The 23,897-nt window shown below is 46.1% G+C and carries 13 protein-coding genes and 2 pseudogenes; all 15 read left to right on the top strand.

Annotated elements, in window-relative coordinates; all coding sequences use genetic code 11:
* Nucleotides 1-266: 266 nt before the first annotated feature.
* The 15 genes and pseudogenes from E5355_RS07540 to ilvC all read left to right on the top strand — a co-directional run bounded on the left by E5355_RS07540 (nt 267) and on the right by ilvC (nt 23,873).
* Nucleotides 267-3,500 (top strand): SusC/RagA family TonB-linked outer membrane protein, encoded by a 3,234-nt coding sequence (locus E5355_RS07540; RefSeq protein WP_136009837.1) that lies wholly within the window; start codon nt 267-269, stop codon nt 3,498-3,500.
* Between the two features lie 15 nt (nt 3,501-3,515).
* Entirely contained in the window at nt 3,516-5,375 is a 1,860-nt protein-coding gene (locus tag E5355_RS07535; protein ID WP_136009836.1) for a RagB/SusD family nutrient uptake outer membrane protein, read from the top strand.
* Between the two features lie 221 nt (nt 5,376-5,596).
* The gene (locus E5355_RS07530; protein ID WP_136009835.1) at nt 5,597-6,160 is read left to right on the top strand and encodes a hypothetical protein; all 564 of its coding nucleotides are present in this window, start codon (nt 5,597-5,599) and stop codon (nt 6,158-6,160) included.
* 89 nt (nt 6,161-6,249) lie between these two features.
* Nucleotides 6,250-6,549 carry a hypothetical protein gene (locus tag E5355_RS07525; RefSeq protein WP_136009834.1) on the top strand — a complete coding sequence of 100 codons (300 nt, stop codon included), beginning with the start codon at nt 6,250-6,252 and terminating at the stop codon, nt 6,547-6,549.
* Nucleotides 6,550-6,674: 125 nt separating this feature from the next.
* Nucleotides 6,675-8,240 (top strand): arylsulfatase, encoded by a 1,566-nt coding sequence (locus E5355_RS07520; RefSeq protein WP_136009833.1) that lies wholly within the window; start codon nt 6,675-6,677, stop codon nt 8,238-8,240.
* A 165-nt stretch (nt 8,241-8,405) separates the two neighbouring features.
* Nucleotides 8,406-12,434: a hybrid sensor histidine kinase/response regulator transcription factor gene (locus E5355_RS07515; protein WP_136009832.1), complete on the top strand. Its 4,029-nt coding sequence runs from the start codon at nt 8,406-8,408 to the stop codon at nt 12,432-12,434.
* A gap of 116 nt (nt 12,435-12,550) precedes the next feature.
* Nucleotides 12,551-13,969 carry an alpha-L-fucosidase gene (locus E5355_RS07510; protein ID WP_370281993.1) on the top strand — a complete coding sequence of 473 codons (1,419 nt, stop codon included), beginning with the start codon at nt 12,551-12,553 and terminating at the stop codon, nt 13,967-13,969.
* 51 nt (nt 13,970-14,020) lie between these two features.
* Nucleotides 14,021-15,135, top strand: a pseudogene (locus tag E5355_RS07505) (glycoside hydrolase family 88/105 protein).
* A gap of 19 nt (nt 15,136-15,154) precedes the next feature.
* Entirely contained in the window at nt 15,155-17,269 is a 2,115-nt protein-coding gene (locus E5355_RS07500; protein WP_136009857.1) for a glycoside hydrolase family 2 protein, read from the top strand.
* A 37-nt stretch (nt 17,270-17,306) separates the two neighbouring features.
* Nucleotides 17,307-17,467: pseudogene (locus E5355_RS19825) on the top strand (glycosyl hydrolase); the annotation flags it as partial.
* Between the two features lie 444 nt (nt 17,468-17,911).
* A complete protein-coding gene (gene ilvD / locus E5355_RS07495) occupies nt 17,912-19,711 on the top strand; it encodes a dihydroxy-acid dehydratase (RefSeq protein WP_136009830.1) in 1,800 nt (599 codons plus the stop codon).
* Between the two features lie 31 nt (nt 19,712-19,742).
* Nucleotides 19,743-21,437, top strand: a complete 1,695-nt coding sequence (gene ilvB / locus E5355_RS07490) for a biosynthetic-type acetolactate synthase large subunit (RefSeq protein WP_136009829.1) — start codon at nt 19,743-19,745, stop codon at nt 21,435-21,437.
* Between the two features lie 32 nt (nt 21,438-21,469).
* Nucleotides 21,470-22,030 carry an acetolactate synthase small subunit gene (gene ilvN, locus E5355_RS07485; RefSeq protein ID WP_136009828.1) on the top strand — a complete coding sequence of 187 codons (561 nt, stop codon included), beginning with the start codon at nt 21,470-21,472 and terminating at the stop codon, nt 22,028-22,030.
* Nucleotides 22,030-22,779 (top strand): acyl-[acyl-carrier-protein] thioesterase, encoded by a 750-nt coding sequence (locus tag E5355_RS07480; RefSeq protein WP_136009856.1) that lies wholly within the window; start codon nt 22,030-22,032, stop codon nt 22,777-22,779. The genes ilvN and E5355_RS07480 overlap by 1 nt, the downstream gene beginning before the upstream one ends.
* 50 nt (nt 22,780-22,829) lie before the next feature.
* Nucleotides 22,830-23,873, top strand: coding sequence for a ketol-acid reductoisomerase (gene ilvC, locus E5355_RS07475; RefSeq protein WP_136009827.1), 1,044 nt, complete (start codon nt 22,830-22,832; stop codon nt 23,871-23,873).
* Nucleotides 23,874-23,897 lie beyond the last annotated feature (24 nt).

The raw sequence follows: 23,897 nt of genomic DNA, 5'->3' as shown, positions 1-23,897 counted from the left end.
ATTAAGTGTGTTTTCAATATGTTGGTATATAGGTGATTATGTGGCTTTTTTGAATTTGAGTAAAAGAAATGATAAAAAGGATAAAGCGTCGTATTATAATAGCCGTAGATTTGCAACGTTAATTTTGCCTTAAACATGAAGAAAGATGTGAATTGCAGAAAGTGAATGAGAAAGCATGATTGGCAAAGGTAACATTAGAAGTGGAAAAGACAAAATGAAAAACATACATTATATAATATATTATTTATTAACTAATCTAATTGAAAATGAAAAAAGTGTCTTTTGATTTCTCAAGAAGGGTGCTGTTCTGTGCAGCGTTTTGCACGCTTTCGGGTGCAAGCGTGATGGCGGCTCCCGTGGGTAGTGAAAACCTTTCGGATGCGGATGCTGTGCAGGTTGTGGCGCAGACCGGCAAGACCGTGAAAGGTGTGGTGACGGACAACTTCGGTCCGGTGCCGGGTGCCAATGTTTTGGTGAAGGGAACTACCAACGGTGTGATTACCGATATAGATGGTAACTTTACGCTGACAAACGTGCCCGAAGGTGCCGTGTTGCAGGTATCTTTCATCGGATATGTGACCCAGGAGATTAAAGTGGCCGGACAGACTACTTTCAATGTGAAGTTGAGCGAGGACGCCAAGGCTTTGGAAGAAGTGGTGGTAGTGGGTTATGGTTCGCAGAAGAAGGTGAACTTGACAGGTGCCGTTGGCCAGATTGACTCGAAAGTGCTTGAATCAAGACCTATCACAAGTACTGCAAGCGCTTTGCAGGGTACCATTCCTAACTTGCAGATTACGAATACAAGTGGTGAGCCGGGACAAGCTGCTTCGCTCAATGTGCGTGGTACGACTTCTATCAACGGTGGTAGCCCGCTGGTGCTGGTAGATGGTGTGGAGATGAGTCTTGATTTGGTGAACCCCAATGATATTGCGAACGTAACTGTATTGAAAGATGCCGCCGCATCAGCCATCTATGGTGTGCGTGCTGCGTTCGGTGTGGTATTGGTCACTACCAAGAGCCCGCAGAAAGCAGAGAAAGTTACAGTGAACTATACCGGTAACTTCTCTTTTGCCAAACCGTCCATCATGCCGGAATTCATCGACAGCCAATCGCAGTTTGCCGAGTGGATGAATCAGGCTTGTATCAACGGAAGTGTGCTGACAAAGTATAAGCAAGAAACTATTGACAAGATGAAGGCATACGAGGCTGACCCGAAAAATAATCCTGAATACGAGGTGATTGACGGACAGCTTTATTACTATGGTTACTCGGATTTTAAAGATTTGATGGTCAAAAAGGTAGCTCCCACGCAACGTCATAACTTGAACATCTCTGGAGGTAACGAAAAAACTCGTTTTTATACATCAGTAGGTTATTTGAACCAAGACGGCTTGTACAAGGTCGGTGACGACAATTTTAAACGGCTGAATACACGTCTGAATGTAGAAAATCAGACAACGAAGTGGTTGAAGTTGGGTTTTAAGGCGTTGTATAATTACAGCACATCAGATAAACCTATCTCTTACAATAACAAAGATGTATGGGCACGTGTCGTTTACAGCCAACCCACAGAGTTTATCCAGGCTTGGCAGAAAGATGCCCGTTATCCCGAGTTGGATAAGTTTGAAGGCATGTATATGGAAAACAATGCTTATTCTCTTTTGAAGAACGGTGGTAGAAAGAAATCCGACAAGCACGACATTTGGCTGACAGCAAGTGCCGACCTGAGCATCCTGAAGGGTTGGAATGCACATGTTGATTTCAACTACAATCTGAATTACCAAAAAGCTTCTGATCATTCCAAGCCCATTGCATTTTTTGATGGTTCGTTCAATACGACCTATGGAAATACAAGTACGAACTATTACAAGATGATGAATTACAATACAAGTTATTACTCTTTCAATGCTTATACGGATTATGAGAGAACATTCGCAGAGAAGCATTATCTGAAAGCAATGATTGGTTTCAATCAGGAACTTACCAAATACTCCACTTTCAGTGGCCAGCGTAATGACATCTTGAATGAAAACCTGCCTTCGTTGAGCTTGGGTTCCGGTATACATACGGTAGCTCAGGATGGCTATGAATGGGCTTTGCGTGGAGGTTTCTTCCGCGTGAACTATATTTATAACGACCGCTATCTGTTTGAGGTGAACGGTCGCTATGACGGTACTTCCCGGTTCCCGTCTGATAACCGTTTCGTATTCTTGCCTTCCGTTTCGGTCGCATGGCGTATCAGTGAGGAAGCTTTCATGGAGGGTACACGCTCTTGGCTGGATAACTTGAAAATACGTGCTACGTATGGTGAACTGGGTAACCAGATGATTACCTCAACAAGCTGGAGTGGAAATACAAAGTATTATCCGTACATTCCTTTTATGAGTAATGGAACTTCTCAGTATTGGTTGTTTGGAAACGAATATGCCACTACTATCAATCCCGGTAACTTGGTAAGTGCTGACCTGACTTGGGAAAAAGTGAAAACAGTGAACGTGGGCTTGGATATGAGCTTGTTCAATCAACGTCTGAATATGAGCTATGATTATTATGTGCGTACTACTTCGGATATGTTGATTAAGGCTACTTATCCGGATGTATTGGGTACGACTGCTCCTCCTGCCAACTCTGCAGAATTGAAGACTCGCGGATGGGAACTTTCTATCAATTGGAAAGACCGTATCGGAAAAAATTTCGGTTACGAACTTGGTTTTGTACTGTCCGACTCTCAGGCAGAAGTAACAAAATATAATAATCCAACTAACTCTATTGATACCTATTATGTAGGTCATAAGATTGGTGAAATTTGGGGCTATGAAACTGAGGGCTTGTTCCAAAGTGATGAGGAAGCTGCTAATTGGTGGAATCAGAGCCAAGTCTCAAATGTGCTGTGGGGGGCAGGTGACATTAAAATCAAGAACCAGAACCCCGGAACAGGAAAAGGGCAAGATGAAATAATCAGTCCGGGTGCCCGTACTCTGAATGATCATGGTGACTTGAAGATTATCGGTAACACTACTCCGCGTTATCAATATGGTGTTACTGCTAATCTGACTTATAAGCACTTTTATCTGAATATGTTTATGCAAGGTGTGGGCAAACGTGATTTTTGGCCCGGAGGTGAGGCTTTCTGGCCGGCAGCAACGCAATATTACAATGCACAGAAATGGCATGTGACCGATTCTTGGACACCGGAAAATCCGAATGCCTATCTTCCGATAGTACGCTCTACAGATAAACGAAACCGGGTAAAAACAGACCGCTATTTGCAGAATGCTGCTTATATGAGAATGAAAAACTTGACTTTCGGTTGGAACTTACCGAAACAGTGGATTAGCAAAATCTGTTTGGCTCATGCTTCTGTCTATGTGAGTGGTGAGAACTTGTTTGAATTTACCAAGGTTAAAGGTCCTTACGACCCGGAATCTGCCCGTGGAGAAGGCTCAATGCTTTATCCTTTTATGAGAACGTATTCATTTGGTGTTAATCTGACATTCTAAAAAAGTAACTTAGTGATGAAAAAGACAATAGGAAAATATATGGTAGTAGGTATGGTCGCGTTGACTATGACTGCATGTAACGACTCTTTCTTGGAACGCACGCCGACAAACAACTTGAATGATGCCATGTATTGGAAGAGCGAAGCAGATTTGAAAGCTTATGCAAATGGTATTTATAATGAAGCGGCAAGCAATGGCACTTACAAATTTATGGTAGGTTTCCATAGTGATTCTTATTCTGTGAAAATAACAGGTCCTTATTCTATGGAGGCTATGTCTGATAATTTTGCGACGATGGATGGTAGTCAGACATGGGCTGCTGCTGTAGCGGCAGGTATTGAGAATCAACCGTCAGGAAATCCAAGTTATGGTAGCTGGTCATGGGGATTGTTGCGTCGTATCAATGTGTTCTTAGAAAATTATAATCGGGCAACAAGCCTTTCGGAAACCGTGAGACAGCGTTATGCAGGTGAAGCCTTGTTCTTCCGTGCATGGTTTTATCTGTATATGGTGCAGACTTATGGCGATGTACCTTTAATTACACATTCTTTGGGGACTGATGATGTTGAGGAATTGTATGGCCCTCGTACTTCGCGCAAAGAAGTGATGAAGCAGGTTTTGGATGATATTAATACTGCTTGTTCTTATTTGCCTGCTGAAAAATGGGGGGATAATCGTCTGACAAAAGGAGCTGCTTTGGCTTTGAAGGCCCGTATTGGTTTGTATGAGGGTACTTACCGGAAATATCATAAATTGGGTGATGAGGCTGAGTTCTTGAATGCGTGCGTAAGTGCTTGTGAAGAGCTGATGGGTATGGGTTACGAAATTTATGACACAGGTAATCCGGCAAAAGATTATACGGCCCTGTTTACTACAGACGATTTGGATCCTAACAAAGAGGTTATTTTCTATAGAAAGTACGAATCTGGATTGAAACGTCACCGTATTTGTGGCTATGCGCTGAACTTGCGCAATGGTGGAACCAAAGATTTTGTGGATGATTTCCTTTGTGTGGATGCCGATGGAGTGGCGAGACCGGTAGCTTTGAGCCACGACTACAGCAACGATACTCCAGAGGAGGAGTTCACTAATCGTGACCCGCGCCTGAGTCAGACATTCTTGGCTCCGGGTAATGCCGCTGCTGCTGCTTTGTTTGAAGATGCCGCACATGCCAAGCGTACTTTCCCACGTATCGGTAATATGAACGGGTGGCCTACGTTGACTGGTTATCATCCCATCAAATATTACATTCGTGAACAAGATAAAAAAGGATTCAACGAAGAAACACACGACTATCCTTTGTTCCGTTATGCCGAAGTTTTGTTGAATTATGCAGAAGCTAAAGCAGAATTGGGTGCTTGTACTCAAGATGTACTTGACAAGACAATCAACGTTTTGCGTGATCGTGTTAATATGCCTCATTTGACAGTGAATCCGGAGATGGATCCGAAATATGCCGGATATGGCATTTCTTCCTTGCTGGTAGAAATCCGTCGTGAACGTCGTGTAGAGTTGAGCTTCGAATATTTGCGTTATCAGGACTTGATGCGTTGGGCATGGGGTGACAAATTGAAAGAGCGTGTATTGGGGATGCGTCTGGAAGATTCCGACTTTGCAGATCCACGTTATGATGGTGCTATAACGAAAGGTGGTACGGAAGGTGCCGGGTTGAATCCTATTTTCGTATTCAAAGCTGAAGATGGAAAACAATACATTGATGTTTACGAAAATACGAATTATGCAACATCACGTCGTTCATTCAACCCAAACAAGGATTATTTGCGTCCAATTCCTATTTCTGTTATCAGCAAGAATCTTGACCTTGGGCAGAATCCGGGATGGCCGACAGGACAAGAAGATAAAGATAAGAAATGAGGTCAAAAAGACTTTAGATTAGGATAGCTTTGAAATCGGGATTGACTTGAAGGTGTAGTTTCTAAGTTAGTCCCGATTATGTCTTTCGATAACTAAAAAGTGCAGGATAGGTTAGTTTTTTATTAGGGATTTATCTTGTATGTTCTACTCAATAAAATAATAGAATGTAATGTTATTTATAGTGCTAAAATGAATTGAATTTTTATATTATAGTTCCTATTATGAAAAGGTTTAAAATTATAGAATTGTTGTGTTTCTCTTTATTCTTACTATTTGTCTTATCTTGTGGTGATTATGAGCTATTGTTTAATTTTGATGAGAATGGAGAGTGTTATGATTCTTCGGCTCGTTCGTTGTCGACAGAGAAATTTGAATCGCTTGTACTCAACAATGGTTGGAAACATGTTTCCACGCATGAAATAACGGCTGATGGCAAATGGCAAAAAGAAAATTTTTATGAAGTTATGGATGGAGGAAGTCCGCATCATCTTTTCTTTGAAAGTATGACAACTGTTAAGGTGTTTTCTCGGATTATTATGCCAGATGCACCACGTTTATCTCATAGATATGCTTATGATTACTTGGAAGAACGAAACAAGATTATTTTGAAGTCCGAAAATGAAAGGGATTTATACATGCAGATTTTATCAGTGGATGATAAGACATTGAGGTTGTTGGAGTGTATGGGAGTGAATGCGGATGGTACTAAATTTTACACCTATGTTGTATATCGGAAGATGACGGCAGAGGAACTGGAAGAATTTCAAACAAATTATACTGAATAGATTATAATAATTCGGGATTGGCTTGAAGTAGTAGCTTTTGGGTCAGTTCCGATTGTTGCTTTGTCTAGTTTAATAACTTTAAGAATATCATGAAAAACAGATTTTATTTTTTGCTGCTTTTATTGGGAATGCTGATGTATTCCTGCGAAAATGCAATTGAAGAGAACAACGTACAGAATGTAGCATCAACAGGTGTGCTTGTAACGAAAACCAATCCGATTGATGAAGTCACTATAGACGTGGTGAAGAAAGTAGCCGGTATGTATGGAAATGCGCAAAGCGCACAGACAAGGGGCGGTGAAGAGAGGACCATCGAAGAAGTGGTTCCTTCACCATATAATTTCTCTACCGATCGCAAGGATATCGTAGACATATATCCTGCCAAGTGACATCTATTGAACTGACGTTAAAAAGCAAGGTAAAAGTTTTGCCATGCGAAATAAAAGATTCTTCTTTGCCGGAAGAAAATGGAATTTATGGGCTACGAATAAGAAAAGAGAACAGTAATCGTATAATGGAAAAATACACTTTATGGAGCAGCCTGCTCCTGACAGCCGCCGGAACGGCGGCTGCTCAAAACAAGGCAGAGAACGCAAAGCAAGCCGATGTGCAGGCAGATAAGCCCCACATCGTCCTTATCGTTGCCGACCAACACCGGGGCGATGCCATGAACTGCATGGGAAATCATGCAGTAGTTACCCCCAACATGGATGCACTGGCGCACGATGGAACTCTCTTCATGAACGGCTACTCCTCCACACCGAGCAGCACGCCGGCACGCGCAGGGCTGCTCACCGGATTCTCGCCCTGGCATCACGGTATGCTGGGCTACGGCCGGGTGGGCAGCTGCTATCGGTATGAGATGCCTGCGATGCTGAAAGAGCTGGGCTATTTCACCTTCGGCATCGGCAAGATGCACTGGTTTCCACAGAAAGCCCTGCACGGTTTCCACGGCACGCTGGTGGACGAGAGCGGACGTGTGGAGAGTGACGATTTCGTGAGCGATTACCGCCTGTGGTTCCAGATGCAGGCACCCGGAAGAGATCCGGATGCCACGGGTATCGGATGGAACGCGCACGGAGGTGGTCTGTATCGCCTGCCTGAAGAACTTCACCCCACGGCATGGACCGGACAGATGGCATGCGAGATGATACGAAACTATGACAAGGGAAGCGGTGAACCGCTCTTCCTGAAAGTCTCCTTTGCACGTCCGCACAGTCCGTACGACCCGCCGCAGAGGCTGATGGAGCAGTATGAAGGAAAGGATGTGCCTGCACCTGCCGTAGGCGAATGGTGCAAGGACAAGGAGTATGCCTCGCCCCGTGACGTGGCTACGGCCGAGAAGGACGCTGCTTTCGGCAATTTCGGCGAGGAGTATGCCAAAGAGTCGCGCAGGTACTACTATGCCAATGTGACGTTTGTGGACGAAGAGATAGGAAAGGTGGTTCGGACACTGAAAGAGAAAGGCATGTACGACAACGCACTTATCTGTTATGTGTCGGATCATGGAGATATGCTGGGCGATCATCACCACTGGCGCAAGACCTATCCCTATGAGGGATCGGCGCATGTGCCCTACATCGTGAAGTGGCCTGCGGCGTGCGGCTTCGAGAAGGGCGCTAAGGTGGAGGCTCCGGTAGAACTGAGAGACCTGCTGCCCACTTTCCTCGACATGGCAGGAGGCAAGGTGCCTGAAGACATGGACGGACGCTCGCTGGCAACACTGATGAAAGGCGGAAACAACGGGTGGCGCAAGTACATAGATCTGGAGCACTCCACGTGCTATAGCCCCGATAATTATTGGTGTGCGCTGACCGATGGAAAAATCAAGTACGTATGGCGTTTCCATACGGGCGAGGAAGAGCTGTTCGACCTGACGAAGGACCCGCAGGAGCTGAGGAATGTGGCGAAAGAGAAGAAATACGCTGCACGGTTGCGCGAGATGCGCGGCGAGATGGTGAAGCATCTGGCTGAGCGCGGAGAGGAGTTTGTGAAGGACGGGCAGTTGCAGGTACTGAAACGTACGGTGCTTTACAGTCCGTTGTTTCCCGATGAAAATCCGGTAGATACAGGCATCTGAAAAGAGAAAAGGTCTGCGTATGTATGATTTGTTAAGCGAAAGATTTTCAAATGAAAATTCCTTCCGCTTTTTTGTTCTTTATTAAATAGGATGGCATTCAATGATTTTTATTACCTTTAGTCCCGCATTTGAATGGCTTATTATATTTAATCGGAAAATATCATTATGAAAAACAGAACTTTAGTTGTACTGTGTTTCTTTATCTGTACATGGATGGCAGTAAATGCCGCAGAAAATTATAAGTTCAGGACACTCTCGCCCGATGGCGGCTTTTATTACGATGGGGTCAAATCAATAGAGCAGGATAAGGATGGTTTTGTATGGGTAATGATGGACTATGAACTATACCGTTTTGACGGCTACAAGTATAAGAAGTATTACCCTCGTTTTGCAGAAATAGCTCCGACGAAGCGATGGATATTCATCGGTATGGATTCGGATGAGAAAGGTAATCTTTATGTGAATACCAACAACGGGTTATATCGACATGATAGGATATCGGATAAGTTCGAGCGCGTGTTCGGGAACGTCACTTTGTTGAAGATAGATGGCAGGGATAGGCTTTGGGTGAGGCGGGATAATCTCTACGGATTGCCTGATACTATTACCGGTGAAATCCGGATACCCGAATATGACGGGAAGAAAGCGACATATGTTAATCCGGCTTTTTGTGTGCACAACAAAGATGTGTATACATTCGTCTATAGGCAGGTGTACAGATACAACGAAGCGGAAAATCACTTTAGCTTTTGCATGCGGCTGCCCGGTAAGGGGGGAAACATCCGCTTTGCGCGGGCGCGGGCAGGAAAAATGTGGGTGTATGTGGATAAAGAAGGGCTCTATAAGATTGACTTGTCGTCGTTTGAGATAGAAGAACACAGCAAAGCCTTTACCGGATGTGAGGAGAACGGACTCAGGGAGTTTTATGTAGACCGCAAAGGAAAAGTCTGGCTGGGTACTATGGAAGGACTCTACATCTTCGACTCTGCCACCGGCGCAATGATGGAATACAAACATTCGACAACAGATGCTTTCAGCCTGCCTAACAATTCCGTATGGAAGATTTATGAAGACAGGCAAGGCAATGTATGGATAGGAACTTATTCGGGAAAACTTTGCTACGTGGATATGGAGGAAGGAAATGCTTTTCGTTCCTATCTCGCCGGAAGCAGCGGCTTGAACTATGCACCGGTCAGTGCCTTTGCCGAAGACGAAGATTATCTGTGGATAGGTACCGAAGGCGGAGGCGTGAACCGGATGGACAAGCGGACAGGCGAGTTCCGATTGCTGGCAGACGGACAAAACGTGGTGTCCAACAATATTAAATCGTTGATGATGGACGGAGGACGCAATCTTTGGGTCTCGATGTTCAGAGGCGGTATTGAGGTGTTTGACGGTGGACGCAGGGAAACAGCCCATTATAAACGTGGTCGCGACGGGGCAGGAGAATTGTTGGTGAATGATGTGCGCAAGACGGTGCTCGAAGGAGATTCGGGGCTGTGGGTAGCTTATCAGTATCCGGCACCGAAGATTTCTTATTTTTCTTTCAAGGAAAAGATGTTCAAACACATCAGTCTGGACAGTGTGGGAAATTACGATTATCTGTTTGATATTCTGAAGCAGGGCGAACGGACATTGTGGGCCATCAGTAACGAAGCGCTTTATCGGGTTGACACACTGACCGGGGAGATAAGAAAAGTGCAGCCGGGAGATTCCGAATATTTGGGGCTGTTCACTTTCTGTCTGGATGACAATGGGAATATCTGGATAGGAACTATCGGTAACGGTCTGATAAAGTTCGACACCAACACCTTGGAATTCATCCCGATGAAAGATGCACTGCAGCGGGATGTATATTCCATTTACAGTATCTGTTACAGCGATGGCAAAGTGTGGATGGGAACGGACGACGGGCTATGTTGTTATGATACGGCGAGTGAACGTCTGATGAAGTTCGATAAACGTGAGAATACACAAGGGCAGGTATATTATCCGTTGGCTGTATTGAAGGGTAAGGACGGCAAACTCTATTTCGGAGGTACCAATGGGTTTACGGTGGTAGACCCCGCACGTATATCCTATAACCGTTACAAGCCGCGGGCAGTCATATCGGAATTTTTTGTGGATCATGAGCCGGTCCATCCCAAGTATGGCGTGAGCGACTCGTTCCATACCATCATGTTGGATTACGATGAATCGAACTTCGGTTTTGAATTTTCGGCGGATAATTACCAGATTCCGGAGAAAAACATGTTCAGGTATAGGCTGAAGGGATATAACGACGGTTGGATTACAGTGGATGCAAGGCAGCGCACGGTGATGTACTCCAAAGTGGTGGCAGGAACCTATTTCTTTGAAGTATGCGCTGCAAACAACGATGGTGTGTGGGGTGAACCTACAGTCATCAAGGTAGTGAGGCGCAGGGCTCCTTGGCTAAGCGTGCCTGCCTATTTCTGTTATGCATTGGCATTGCTTGGCATGGCGTATGTGGTTTTCAGGCACTATGCCGAGAAGAAGCGCTTGAAGATGATGCTCTATCAGGAAAATGTGGAACGGGAGAAGAAGGAACAGATACATCAGGCACAGTTGCGCTTCTTTACCAACATATCACATGATTTCCGCACTCCGCTGTCGCTGATTATGGCCGCTTTGGACAAACTGAGGCGCGAGGGCCTGAAAGAGTATTATTACCGTATACTGAATGGAAACGTGCAACGGCTGTTGAACTTGGTAAACGAACTGATGGACTTCCGAACCGTGGAGAACGGGATGATGAAGTTGGAATTGGAACAGATAGACGTGAACAGTTTCGTGAAAGGTATTGCGGGCGATTTTATGGATTATGCTGCCGAGCGGAGAATTAGTTTCAGGATAGAGTGTGACGACACATTGCCTGCAGAGGTATATGCGGACAAGAATGTGGTGGAGAAAATCGTGATGAACTTGCTGAACAATGCTTTCAAATACACGCGCGACGGAGGGAATATCGTGTTGATGACCAAACGCGGCCAAAAGTTTGCATCGCAGTGGACTGGGCACTACAAGGTGGGCGACTGCATGGAGGATGCTTTCTCCATCGTGGTGAGCGACACGGGTGTAGGCATTTCGGGTGAGTCGATCAGCAGCGTGTTCGAGAGATTCTACAAGGTGAACACCGTGAATGCCGATTCGCATTTGGGAACGGGTATCGGGCTGGCGCTGGTGAAAAGCCTGGTGTTGTTGCAGAAAGGGTGCGTATCCATTTATAGTGAACGGGAGAAGGGGACGGATATGGTGGTTTGTCTTCCCATGGATAGCAGTGTGTTCGGCGAGTCGGATTTTGCCCGACGGAAGTTAGGTGGTATGTCCGAATCCCCCGCATTCTTGCCTGAGGCAAGCGAAACTCAGGAAGACACGAAGGAGCCGGAATCGGAGACTGTGCCTCCGAGTGCCCGGAAAATCCTGATTGTAGAGGACAACACGGATTTGAGAGTGCTCATTGCGGAAGCCTTGTCGGACGAATTCCAAGTGATGCAGGCGGGTGACGGTGTCGAGGCACTGAAACTGATGGAAGATTTGGAGTTCGATCTGGTGATAAGCGATATCATGATGCCGCGCAAGGACGGAGTATCTTTATGCAATGACATCAAAAGTAATGTGAATACTTCGCACATTCCGGTGATTCTGTTAACGGCAAAGACCAGTCTGGAGAGTAAGATTGAGGGAGCGGATTCCGGTGCGGACCTCTATTTTGAAAAACCGATAGACTTGACTTATCTGAAGCTTTCGATACAAAATGTATTTAAAAATCGGCAGCAACTGAAGGAGCATTATGCCAAAAACTATTATGCGGACAGCGGTGAGCTGGCAACCAATGAACAAGACAATAAGTTCTTGAAGCAACTGGTGGCATTTATAGACGGGCACATGGACAGGTCGGACATGGATGTGAACCTGATAGCGGAAGAACTGATGATGAGCCGGAGCAAGCTTTATACGAAAGTGAAAAGCCTGACAGGAAAATCGGTCGTGGAATTTGTGTTGAACTGCCGGTTGCGCAAGGCGGCGAAACTGATTATAGAAGAGAACATGACCATGCGTGAGATAATGATTCAAGTAGGCATCGAGAGCCAGGCCTATTTTACAAACTCATTCAAAAAAGTATTTGGCGAAACTCCTACGTCTTTTGCTAATAAGCATAAAAAGAAGGGATAAGAGCAATTTGGATAAAAGAAATAACGAATAGAGCAAGATGCTGCGAGTGGAAAGGCCTTCCTTTGCGAAGACTTTTTAAACTTGATAGCATGAAAAGAATTTTACGACCATTTGTTATGTTTTTATTGTTGGCAGGAGCCGGAGTGACGACCGCCCAAGTGCAACCGCGTCTTTTGCCTGCTGAGCAGGAAATTTCATTGAAGTATGGTGCCGAGCGTCTGGGGAAACGCCAGGATGCGGATATGAAAAGATTCCGCGACAATCGTCTGGGAGCTTTCATCCATTGGGGGCTTTATGCCATTCCCGGTGGTGAATGGAACGGAGAAATGTATGGAGGTGCCGCCGAATGGCTGAAAGCGTGGGCCAAGGTTCCGGCAGACGAATGGCTTAAACTCATGGAACAATGGAATCCTACGAGGTTTAATCCGAAAGCTTGGGCGAAGATGGCGAAAAAGATGGGCGTGAAGTATGTCAAGATTACAACGAAGCACCATGAGGGGTTCTGCCTCTGGCCAAGTAAATATACACAATATACGGTAGCACAAACACCTTATAAAAAAGATATATTGGGAGAAATGGTTAAAGCCTACAATGACGAAGGCATTGATGTGCATTTCTATTTCTCGGTATTGGACTGGAGTCATCCGGATTATCGGTATGACATCAAGTCGGAAGAAGATGAGATTGCTTTTGCCCGCTTTCTGGAATTCACGGACAATCAGCTGAAAGAACTTGCCACTCGTTATCCTACGGTGAAGGATTTCTGGTTTGACGGTACATGGGATGCCAGCATCAAGAAGAACGGCTGGTGGACGGCTCATGTAGAACAGATGCTGAAAGAAATGTTGCCGGGCGTGACGGTCAACAGCCGTCTGCGTGCCGATGACTATGGCAAACGCCATTTCGACAGTAACGGACACCTGATGGGAGATTATGAGTCTGCTTATGAGCGTCGCTTGTCCGATCCGGTGAAGGACCTGAAGGTGACCCGCTGGGATTGGGAGGCATGTATGACGGTGCCCGAGAATCAGTGGGGATATCACAAAGACTGGTCCTTGAGTTATGTCAAGACTCCTTTGGAGGTGCTCGAGCGCATTGTACATGCTGTTTCCATGGGTGGAAATATGGTTGTGAATTTCGGTCCTCAACCCGATGGTGATTTTCGTTCGGAGGAGAAAGAACTGGCCGATGCCGTCGGACGCTGGATGAGCGTCAACGGTGAGTGCATCTATGGCTGCGACTATGCGGGCTGGGACAAGCAGGCTTGGGGGTATTATACCCGTAAAGGCAAAGAAGTATATATGGTTGTTTTCAATTCTCCCTATTCAAGGCATCTGGTGGTGAAAACACCGAAAGATGTTAAGATAACGAAAGCTGTGGTATTGAATGGCAAGGAAGTTGGTGTGAAAGAAACCGCTCGCAATGAATATAATGTGGATATGCCTGCAAAAGATTCCGGTGCCCCTTTTGTCATCAAATTGCAAATAGAAGATAACACCAATGCTGCCGATAAGTATCGCGAAGCGTTGACGTGATTTGTTGCTTGCAGACATGATTTCTAACTTTTAATTTTTATATTTTCTATGATGAGGAAGTTGTTTCTTTTAATATCTCTCTTCTTGCTGTATGCAGTAGAGGCGGATGCTTGGAGAGTTTTTGACAAGGTTGCCGTGAAATCCGTAATGAAGCGTGTGGCCGACTGGCAGATAGCCAATCCTAATAAAGGGGCGGAACATGACGACTTGGACTGGACGCATGCAGCTTTGTATATGGGCATGGTGGACTGGGCCGAACTGACAGAGAAGGAAGATGCTGACGACTCTTATTTCCAATGGTTGCTCCGCATTGGAAAGCGTAATCATTTCCAGGTAGGGAAGTGGATGTATCATGCTGACTTTATTGCCGTAGGACAGCCTTTTATCGACCTTTATTCTAAATATGGCAATAAGAAGATGATTGCTCCCGTAATGGCGCGTGCCAACTGGGTGGTGGAAAATCCGGCTGAAGTTGCATTGGAACTGGATTATGGCAAATTGGAAACTCTGGATCGTTGGTCTTGGTGCGATGCTTTGTTTATGGCCCCCCCGTATATGCCAAATTGTATGCGTTGACCAAGGACAAACGTTATCTGGATTTTTTGAACAAAGAGTACAAGGCTACCTACGACCATTTATATGACAAGGAGGAACGATTGTTTTACCGCGACCGTCGGTATTTTGATAAACGCGAAGCCAATGGCAAGAAAGTGTTTTGGGGACGTGGCAACGGTTGGGTGCTGGGAGGATTGGCCGAAATTTTGCAGGTGCTTCCCAAAGAGGAGCCTTCGCGCGCTTTCTATCAGGAACTATTTGTAGAATTGGCCACTCGCGTGGCTGGTTTGCAGAGTCCGGATGGTTATTGGCACGCCAGTTTGCTTGACCCCGCCTCTTATCCTTCTCCGGAAACAAGCGCCACGGGCTTCATTGTTTACGCTCTTGCCTATGGTGTGAATGAAGGTCTGCTTGATAAGAAGGCATTCATGCCTGTCATCAAGAAGGGATGGAAAGCATTGGTTGATGCTGTGGAGCCGGATGGTAAACTGGGCTATGTGCAGCCTATCGGTGCCGACCCGCGCAAAGTGACGAGGGACATGACCGAAGTATATGGAGTAGGAGCATTCTTGTTGTCGGGATGCCAGATTTATAAAATGTCGGAGAAATAAATCGGTGATGATTGAAATGATGAAGAAACGTTTATCTATTGTTTATATCTTTATATTCCTGGTCGGCAGCTTCTGCAAAATGAGTGCCCGTGAAGTGACGCTATTCAATGACGGTTGGGAATTTAAGAAAGGCCCGTTCTCCAAAGAAGCCATGCAGGCTGCCGTGAAGTGGAATGCCGGCTGGCAGGAAGTGACCCTTCCTCATACTTGGAATGCAGACGACATGCAGAAGAAGGTATCCGCCTTTTATGAAGGAGTGGGGTATTACCGGAAAAAGTGCATCTTTCCCGAAAGCATGAAGGGCAAGCGTCTCTTCCTTCGTTTCGAGGGAGTGGGTTCATGTGCGGAAGTCTACGTCAACGGCTACTTGACTGGAACGCACAAGGGGGCTTATTCCGCCTTTGTATGTGAGATTGGCTCGCAGGTTAAGTTCGGCGAGGAGAATGAAATTATAGTAAAAGCCGATAATACGGCACGTCCTGATGTTATTCCTGTCAATCATGTTCTGTTTGGTGTTTACGGAGGGATTTACCGTCCTGTATGGCTGGTGATAACGGAACCTTGCGGCATTGTTGTCAATGACTGTGCTTCGTCCGGTGTATATATCACCCAGAAGAATGTATCGAAACAGTCTGCCGAAGTGAATGTAAAAGTGAAGGTGGATAACGCAACGCTGGCTCCCGTACCGTTGGTTTTGGAGAACGTCATTTACGATGGAAGCGGCAAGTTGGTGAAAAAGCATAATCAGGCTTTTGAACTGACTCCACAGGGAGTGCAAAGTTATTCCTCACAATTTAAGTTGAGCAATCCTCATTTGTGGCAGGGACGTGAAGATCCTTATCTCTATAAGGTCGTTTCACGCCTTTTGCAGAACGGACGTGTGCTGGACGAGGTTGTCCAGCCGTTGGGACTTCGTAAGTATGAGGTGGTGGCAGGCAAGGGATTTTTCTTGAATGGAAAGAAATATCCCATGTACGGTGTGACCCGTCATCAGGATTGGTGGGGACTGGGCAGTGCCTTGACCAACAAAGAGCATGATTTTGATTTGGCACAGATTATGGATATCGGAGCGACTACCGTCCGTTTTGCGCACTATCAGCAGTCTGATTATATTTATTCACGTTGTGATACGTTGGGACTGGTTATTTGGGCGGAGATTCCTTTTGTCAACCGGGTGACCGGACAAGAGTGGGACAATGCGCATCAGCAGATGCGTGAACTGGTACGCCAGAGTTTCAATCACCCTTCCATTTATGTGTGGGGCATTCATAATGAAGTCTATCATCCACATGGTTATACGGCGGCTCTTACGCAATCCGTCCACGACCTTTGCAAGCTGGAAGACCCTGATCGTTATACCGTATCGGTGAACGGTTATGGTAACGTCGGTCATCCGGTCAATCAAAATGCGGATATACAAGGCATGAATCGTTATTTCGGCTGGTACGAAAGGAAAATACAGGATATAAAACCTTGGATAGAGAAGATGGAAAAAGAGTATCCTTGGCAACGCCTGATGTTGACGGAGTATGGCGCGGATGCCAATATCGCCCACCAGACGGAAATCTTGGGTGATGCCCTGAACTGGACAAGCCCTTTCTATCCGGAAACGTTCCAGACCAAGACCCATGAATATCAATGGAGCATTATTGCGAAGCATCCCTATATCACCGCTTCCTATTTGTGGAATATGTTCGACTTTGCGGTTCCTACTTCGAAAAGAGGCAGTGTAGATGCGCGCAACATGAAGGGGATGATGACTTTCGACCGTAAAATTAAAAAAGATTCTTATTTTTGGTATAAGGCCAATTGGAGCAAGGAACCGGTGCTTTACATGACGCAACGCCGGAATGTGCTGCGTGAGAGAAAAGAAACTTCCGTTACTGTGTATTCCAATATCGGCACTCCCAAGGTATATCTCAATGACCGGGAATTATCGGGTATTCGGAAAGGATATACTGATGTGCATTATGTCTTTGACAAGGTGTTGCTGAACGACGGCAAGAATGTGTTGCGGGCTGTTGTCACTTGGCAAGGTAGAGAATATGTGGATGAGATGGAATGGGAGTATCGCGGGGAATGTAACCGCGAAGCGGACTTCTTTGAACACAAAAAAGAACATGGGAGTTGGTAAGTCTTTGAATGAAATTGTATGATGAATTATTTTTTATTTGTATGATTTGGCTGAACGGTGTAGCCTTGCCGAACTGGGAATGTTTTCTATGGACATGTTGTTTATACAATTCCTGAAGATGAGAAGGCGGCAGAAGAAAAGACTGCAGCTTTCACCGCCAAACTGAGGGAGCAAGGAGCCAAAGAATGGGCTGAATAATCAATTCTTTCTAACCCGATTAATATATAAAGTTTAATTTTGTAGCAAGTAAATAAGCCAAGGAGTTGTCAGTCGATGCCGTGAGGTAATAGGTTGATAAGTTCTCCTTGGCTTTGTTGTATTATGTATATGTTTGGTTTCGATATTTACGATTGAAGGCTATTTTCCTTACGATTGTTTATGTTTATCTCATTTTTTTCTTTAATTTGTTTGGATATTATAAAAAAGCCCTTACCTTTGCAGCACGTTTGAATCAAAAAAGAAGAATTAAGTTATGAATTTGCATACATCTATTAACCTGGCAGTCCTGCATATTATTCGCGTCGTGGTGGTGGCATCAAGAGCGTGAGAAAGGTTATGTATGTATTTGTACGTTAGAAGATAATTTATTAAGCCTTTCTCACTATGGTGGGAGAGGCTTTTTCATTAAAAGGAGATTTGAAGATGAAGCATCAGTTACGCAGCTCGTTCAGCACACAAGGTCGCCGCATGGCGGGAGCTCGTGCATTGTGGACGGCCAATGGTATGAAGAAAGAACAGATGGGTAAGCCCATTATCGCTATAGTCAATTCGTTTACACAATTCGTCCCCGGGCATGTGCACCTGCACGAAATAGGCCAGCTTGTAAAGGGGGAGATTGAAAAGCTGGGATGTTTTGCTGCGGAGTTCAATACGATTGCCATTGACGACGGTATCGCTATGGGGCACGACGGTATGCTTTATTCCCTGCCTTCAAGGGATATTATTGCCGATAGTGTGGAGTATATGGTAAATGCCCATAAGGCAGATGCTATGGTTTGCATCAGTAACTGTGACAAGATTACTCCGGGGATGCTGATGGCGGCTATGAGGCTGAATATGCCGACTGTATTTGTTTCAGGCGGTCCGATGGAAGCCGGGGAATGGAACGGACAACATTTGGATTTGATTGATGCCATGATTAAATCTGCTGATGAAAGTGTGGGCGATAAAGAGGTGGCACAGATTGAGCAACATGCCTGCCCCACTTGCGGATGCTGCTCAGGTATGTTTACCGCTAATTCCATGAACTGCCTGAATGAAGCGATTGGATTGGCACTGCCAGGTAACGGCACGATTGTAGCCACTCACGAAAATCGCAAGAAACTGTTTGAGGATGCAGCCAAGTTGATTGTAGAGAATGCCTTTAGATATTATGAAGAGGGGGATGAGAGCGTACTCCCGCGCAGTATTGCTACCCGCGAGGCATTTTTGAATGCCATGACCCTGGATATTGCTATGGGGGGGTCTACTAATACGGTACTTCATTTGCTGGCTGTGGCTCACGAAGCCGGAACAGATTTTAAGATGGACGACATTGACATGCTCTCCCGCAAGACTCCCTGCTTATGCAAGGTGGCCCCCAATACCCAAAAGTATCATGTACAGGACGTTAACCGTGCCGGTGGCATCATTGCCATCATGGATGAGCTTGCCAAGGGCGGACTGGTAGATACGAATGTACGCCGTGTGGATGGGATGACGTTGGCAGAGGCAATCAATCGGTATAGTATTACCAGCCCTGATGTATGTAAAGAAGCAATCAAGAAATACTCCAGTGCGGCAGCCGGAAAGTTCAATCTGGTACTTGGTTCACAACATGCGTCTTATCAGGAACTCGATACAGACCGTGCGACCGGTTGTATCCGCGATTTGGAACATGCATACAGCAAGGATGGCGGTCTGGCGGTTTTGAAGGGAAATATAGCTCAGGACGGTTGCGTTGTCAAAACTGCCGGTGTAGACGAGAGTATCTGGAAATTTACGGGACCGGCGAAGGTTTTCGACTCACAAGATGCGGCTTGCGACGGTATTCTGGGTGGAAAGGTGGTCAGTGGAGACGTCGTCGTCATCACTCACGAGGGCCCGAAAGGCGGACCGGGTATGCAGGAGATGCTTTATCCTACTTCTTATATCAAATCCCGCCATCTGGGTAAGGAATGTGCATTGATTACCGACGGGCGTTTCAGTGGCGGTACTTCCGGACTGAGCATCGGACATGTTTCTCCCGAAGCGGCTGCCGGTGGTAATATCGGCAAGATTAAGGATGGGGATATTATCGAGATTGATATACCGAACCGTTCTATCAATGTGAAGTTGACGGATGAAGAGCTTGCTGCGCGTCCTATGGCTCCGGTAACCCGCAACCGTGAAGTCTCCAAAGCATTGAAAGCGTATGCCTGTATGGTGAGCTCTGCCGACAAAGGTGCTGTGAGACTGATTTGAAACTTGTAATTTGTAAATCGTAAATGCATAGATGGAAAACTTAATAACAGGCGCAGAAGCATTGATGCGCTCTCTGAAGCATCAGGGAGTAGAGACCATTTTCGGTTATCCGGGAGGGAGCATCATGCCGGTATTTGATGCCTTATACGACCACCGGAAGGAATTGAACCATATCCTGGTTCGCCATGAACAAGGGGCAACCCATGCGGCGCAAGGCTTTGCACGTGTGTCGGGCGAGGTTGGCGTTTGTCTGGTTACCAGTGGACCGGGTGCTACCAATACTATCACGGGCATTGCAGATGCCATGATTGACAGTACGCCTATCGTTGTCATTGCCGGCCAGGTAGGGACGAACTTCCTGGGTACGGATGCGTTTCAGGAAGTGGACTTGGTAGGCATTACTCAGCCTATCACGAAATGGAGTTACCAGATTCGTCGTGCAGAAGATGTGGCCTGGGCAGTGGCACGTGCTTTCTATGTGGCAAAGAGCGGACGTCCGGGACCGGTCGTACTGGACTTTGCCAAGAACGCTCAAGTGGAGAAAACTGGATATGCCCCTACTAAAGTGGATTATGTCCGTAGCTATCTTCCCGTTCCCGAAATGAAGCCGGAGGCCATACGGCAGGCCGCTGAATTAATAAATGGTGCAGAACGGCCTTTGGTGCTGGTAGGGCAAGGCGTGGAGCTGGGAGAAGCCCAGCAAGAGCTCCGTGCTTTCATTGAGAAAGCCGGGATGCCTGCAGGATGCACTTTATTGGGACTTTCCGCCTTGCCTACTGACCATCCTTTGAACAAAGGAATGCTCGGTATGCACGGTAACCTGGGGCCCAATATCAATACCAATAAATGTGATGTCCTTATCGCCGTAGGCATGCGCTTTGATGACCGCGTGACGGGTAAATTGGAAACATATGCCAAGCAGGCGAAGATTATCCATTTCGATATTGACCCTGCCGAAATAGATAAGAATGTAAAGACCGATGTTGCTGTCCTGGGCGATTGCAAAGAAACACTGGCTGCCGTTACCCAATTGCTGAAACCTGCCAACCATCAGGAATGGATTGACAGCTTCCGGCAATACGAGGAAGTGGAAGAGGAAAAAGTAATCCGTCCGGAGTTACATCCGGTAGGAAAAGCACTGAGCATGGGCGAGGTGGTGCGTGCCGTGAGTGAGGCTACCCATAACGAGGCGGTATTGGTGACCGATGTCGGTCAGAATCAGATGATGTCTGCCCGCTATTTCAAATACAGCAAGAATCGTAGCATTGTAACTTCCGGTGGTCTGGGTACTATGGGTTTCGGCCTTCCGGCTGCTATCGGTGCCACTTTTGGATGTCCGGACCGCACGGTATGCGTATTCATGGGAGACGGCGGCTTGCAGATGAACCTGCAGGAAATGGGCACCATCATGGAACAAAAGGCTCCGGTAAAGATGATTCTGTTGAACAATAACTTCTTGGGCAATGTTCGTCAATGGCAGGCGATGTTCTTCAATCGTCGTTATTCGTTTACTCCGATGATGAATCCGGATTATATGAAGATTGCTTCGGCGTACGATATTCCTGCACGCAGGGTAATGACCCGTGAGGAGCTGGCCAAGGCGATAGACGAGATGATAGCAACCGACGGACCGTTTCTGCTCGAAGCTTGTGTGGAGGAAGAGGGGAATGTGATGCCGATGACGCCTCCGGGGGGGGCGGTCAATCAGATGTTGCTGGAATGCTGAAGTCATGCGGAATTAAAGAATTTACTCTATCTATGGATAAAAAACTATATACAATTATTGTTCATTCGGAAAACTTTGCCGGTTTGCTGAATCAGGTGACGGCTGTGTTTACTCGTCGGCAGATAAACATCGAGAGTCTGAATGTATCGGCCTCCTCCATCAAGGGGGTGCATAAATATACCATTACTGCTTGGACGGACAAGGATACCATTGAAAAGGTGACCAAGCAGATTACCAAGAAAATAGATGTGTTGCAAGCTCATTATTTCACGGATGACGAAATCTATCAGCACGAGATTGCCCTCTATAAGATAACGACCCCTACGCTGGAAGAAAAACCGGAGGTGTCCAAAGTAATTCGTAAGTACAATGCCCGTATCGTGGAGGTGAATGCTGTATTTGCTATTGTAGAGAAGAATGGCATGAGTGAGGAAATAACCAACCTTTATGAGGAGTTGCGCCGGTTGGATTGCGTACTTCAGTTCGTCCGTTCGGGTCGCGTAGCCATTACGACCAGCTGCTTTGAGCGTGTCAATGAATATCTGGCGGACCGTGAAGCAAAATATCGTCAAAGTAAACACCAAGAATCATGATGAGCGAGAACAATAAGATAGGTACCTACAAGTTTGTTGCCGAACCGTTTCATGTCGACTTTACCGGACGGCTGACAATGGGAGTATTGGGCAACCATTTGTTGAATTGTGCGGGTTTCCATGCCAGCGACCGTGGTTTTGGCATCGCGACTCTAAACGAGGACAATTACACTTGGGTATTGTCACGCTTGGCGGTCGAACTGGATGAAATGCCTTATCAATACGAAGATTTTTCCATTCAGACTTGGGTGGAGAATGTCTATCGTCTTTTTACAGACCGTAATTTCGCTATCCTTGATAAGGAGGGCAAGAAGATTGGATACGCACGTTCCGTTTGGGCGATGATTAGCATGAATACCCGTAAGCCGGCGGATTTGTTGACTCTTCATAGTGGCAGCATTGTAGATTATGTTTGCAATGAGCCTTGCCCGATTGAAAAACCTTCGCGGATAAAGGTGGCCTCAAAAGAACCGGCTGCTGCTTTGGTGGCCAAATACAGTGATATTGACATTAACGGGCATGTGAACAGCATCCGTTACATCGAGCACATCCTTGATTTGTTTCCGATAGAGATGTATAGGGAGAGGCGCATTCGTCGTTTTGAGATGGCATATGTAGCCGAAAGCTATTACGGAGATGAGTTGACTTTGTTTATGGATGATGCCGGTGAGGGTGTTTATGATGTGGAGGTGAAAAAGAATGGCAGCGAAGTGGTCTGTCGTTCTAAAGTGATATTTACAGAGAAATAAATAAGTTTATCAACGTTGGCGTAAGCCACAAATAAAAATTAAAACAAAAAATGGCACAATTGAATTTTGGCGGTGTTATTGAGAATGTAATGACCCGCGAAGAATTTCCTTTGGAAAAAGCACGTGAGATTTTGAAAGATGAAACAATTGCAGTAATCGGTTATGGCGTACAAGGTCCGGGTCAGGCTTGCAACTTGCGTGATAATGGTTTCAATGTGATTGTAGGACAACGTCCGGGCAAGACATACGAAAAGGCTGTGGCTGACGGATGGGTGCCGGGTGAGACTTTGTTTGGCATCGAAGAGGCTTGCCAGAAGGGTACTATCGTCATGTGTCTGTTGTCTGATGCAGCTGTAATGTCTGTATGGCCGATTATCAAACCTTACTTGACTCCCGGAAAGGCTCTTTACTTCTCTCATGGTTTTGCTATTACCTGGAACGACCGCACTGGTGTGGTTCCTCCTAAAGATATTGATGTTATTATGGTTGCTCCCAAAGGTTCCGGTACTTCACTCCGTACCATGTTCCTTGAGGGGCGTGGCTTGAACTCATCATATGCCGTCTATCAGGATGCTACGGGCCAGGCTTTTGACAAGACGATTGCACTGGGTATCGGTATCGGCTCGGGATATTTGTTCGAGACAACTTTCATCCGCGAGGCCACTTCCGACCTGACCGGTGAACGCGGTTCTTTGATGGGGGCTATTCAGGGATTACTGTTGGCCCAGTATGAAGTATTGCGCGAAAACGGTCATACTCCTTCTGAAGCATTCAATGAAACTGTGGAAGAGTTGACTCAATCTTTGATGCCATTGTTTGCCAAGAATGGTATGGACTGGATGTATGCCAACTGTTCTACTACGGCACAGCGTGGTGCGCTGGATTGGATGACTCCGTTCCACGATGCCGTCAAGCCGGTTGTACAGAAATTGTATGCAAGCGTGAAGTCGGGCAACGAAGCTCAGATTTCTATCGACAGCAACTCCAAGCCGGATTATCGTGAGAAGCTGAATGCAGAATTGAAAGCCTTGCGTGAAAGCGAAATGTGGCAGACTGCTGTTACGGTTCGTAAACTTCGTCCGGAAAACAATTAATCAGCTTTATATAATAGGTGAAAT

This window comes from Bacteroides muris (ex Afrizal et al. 2022) (assembly GCF_004793475.1).
GTDB classification, from domain to species: Bacteria; Bacteroidota; Bacteroidia; order Bacteroidales; family Bacteroidaceae; genus Bacteroides; species Bacteroides muris.
Note: the sequence above shows the minus strand (reverse complement) of the source record. Positions and strands in the feature narration are given on the sequence as shown.

Coding starts and splice junctions, on each gene's coding strand:
- E5355_RS07540 (WP_136009837.1), top strand. CDS start 267: ATGAAAAAAGTGTCTTTTGATTTCTCAAGAAGGGTGCTGTTCTGTGCA.
- E5355_RS07535 (WP_136009836.1), top strand. CDS start 3,516: ATGAAAAAGACAATAGGAAAATATATGGTAGTAGGTATGGTCGCGTTG.
- E5355_RS07530 (WP_136009835.1), top strand. CDS start 5,597: ATGAAAAGGTTTAAAATTATAGAATTGTTGTGTTTCTCTTTATTCTTA.
- E5355_RS07525 (WP_136009834.1), top strand. CDS start 6,250: ATGAAAAACAGATTTTATTTTTTGCTGCTTTTATTGGGAATGCTGATG.
- E5355_RS07520 (WP_136009833.1), top strand. CDS start 6,675: ATGGAAAAATACACTTTATGGAGCAGCCTGCTCCTGACAGCCGCCGGA.
- E5355_RS07515 (WP_136009832.1), top strand. CDS start 8,406: ATGAAAAACAGAACTTTAGTTGTACTGTGTTTCTTTATCTGTACATGG.
- E5355_RS07510 (WP_370281993.1), top strand. CDS start 12,551: ATGTTTTTATTGTTGGCAGGAGCCGGAGTGACGACCGCCCAAGTGCAA.
- E5355_RS07500 (WP_136009857.1), top strand. CDS start 15,155: ATGAAGAAACGTTTATCTATTGTTTATATCTTTATATTCCTGGTCGGC.
- ilvD (WP_136009830.1), top strand. CDS start 17,912: ATGAAGCATCAGTTACGCAGCTCGTTCAGCACACAAGGTCGCCGCATG.
- ilvB (WP_136009829.1), top strand. CDS start 19,743: ATGGAAAACTTAATAACAGGCGCAGAAGCATTGATGCGCTCTCTGAAG.
- ilvN (WP_136009828.1), top strand. CDS start 21,470: ATGGATAAAAAACTATATACAATTATTGTTCATTCGGAAAACTTTGCC.
- E5355_RS07480 (WP_136009856.1), top strand. CDS start 22,030: ATGAGCGAGAACAATAAGATAGGTACCTACAAGTTTGTTGCCGAACCG.
- ilvC (WP_136009827.1), top strand. CDS start 22,830: ATGGCACAATTGAATTTTGGCGGTGTTATTGAGAATGTAATGACCCGC.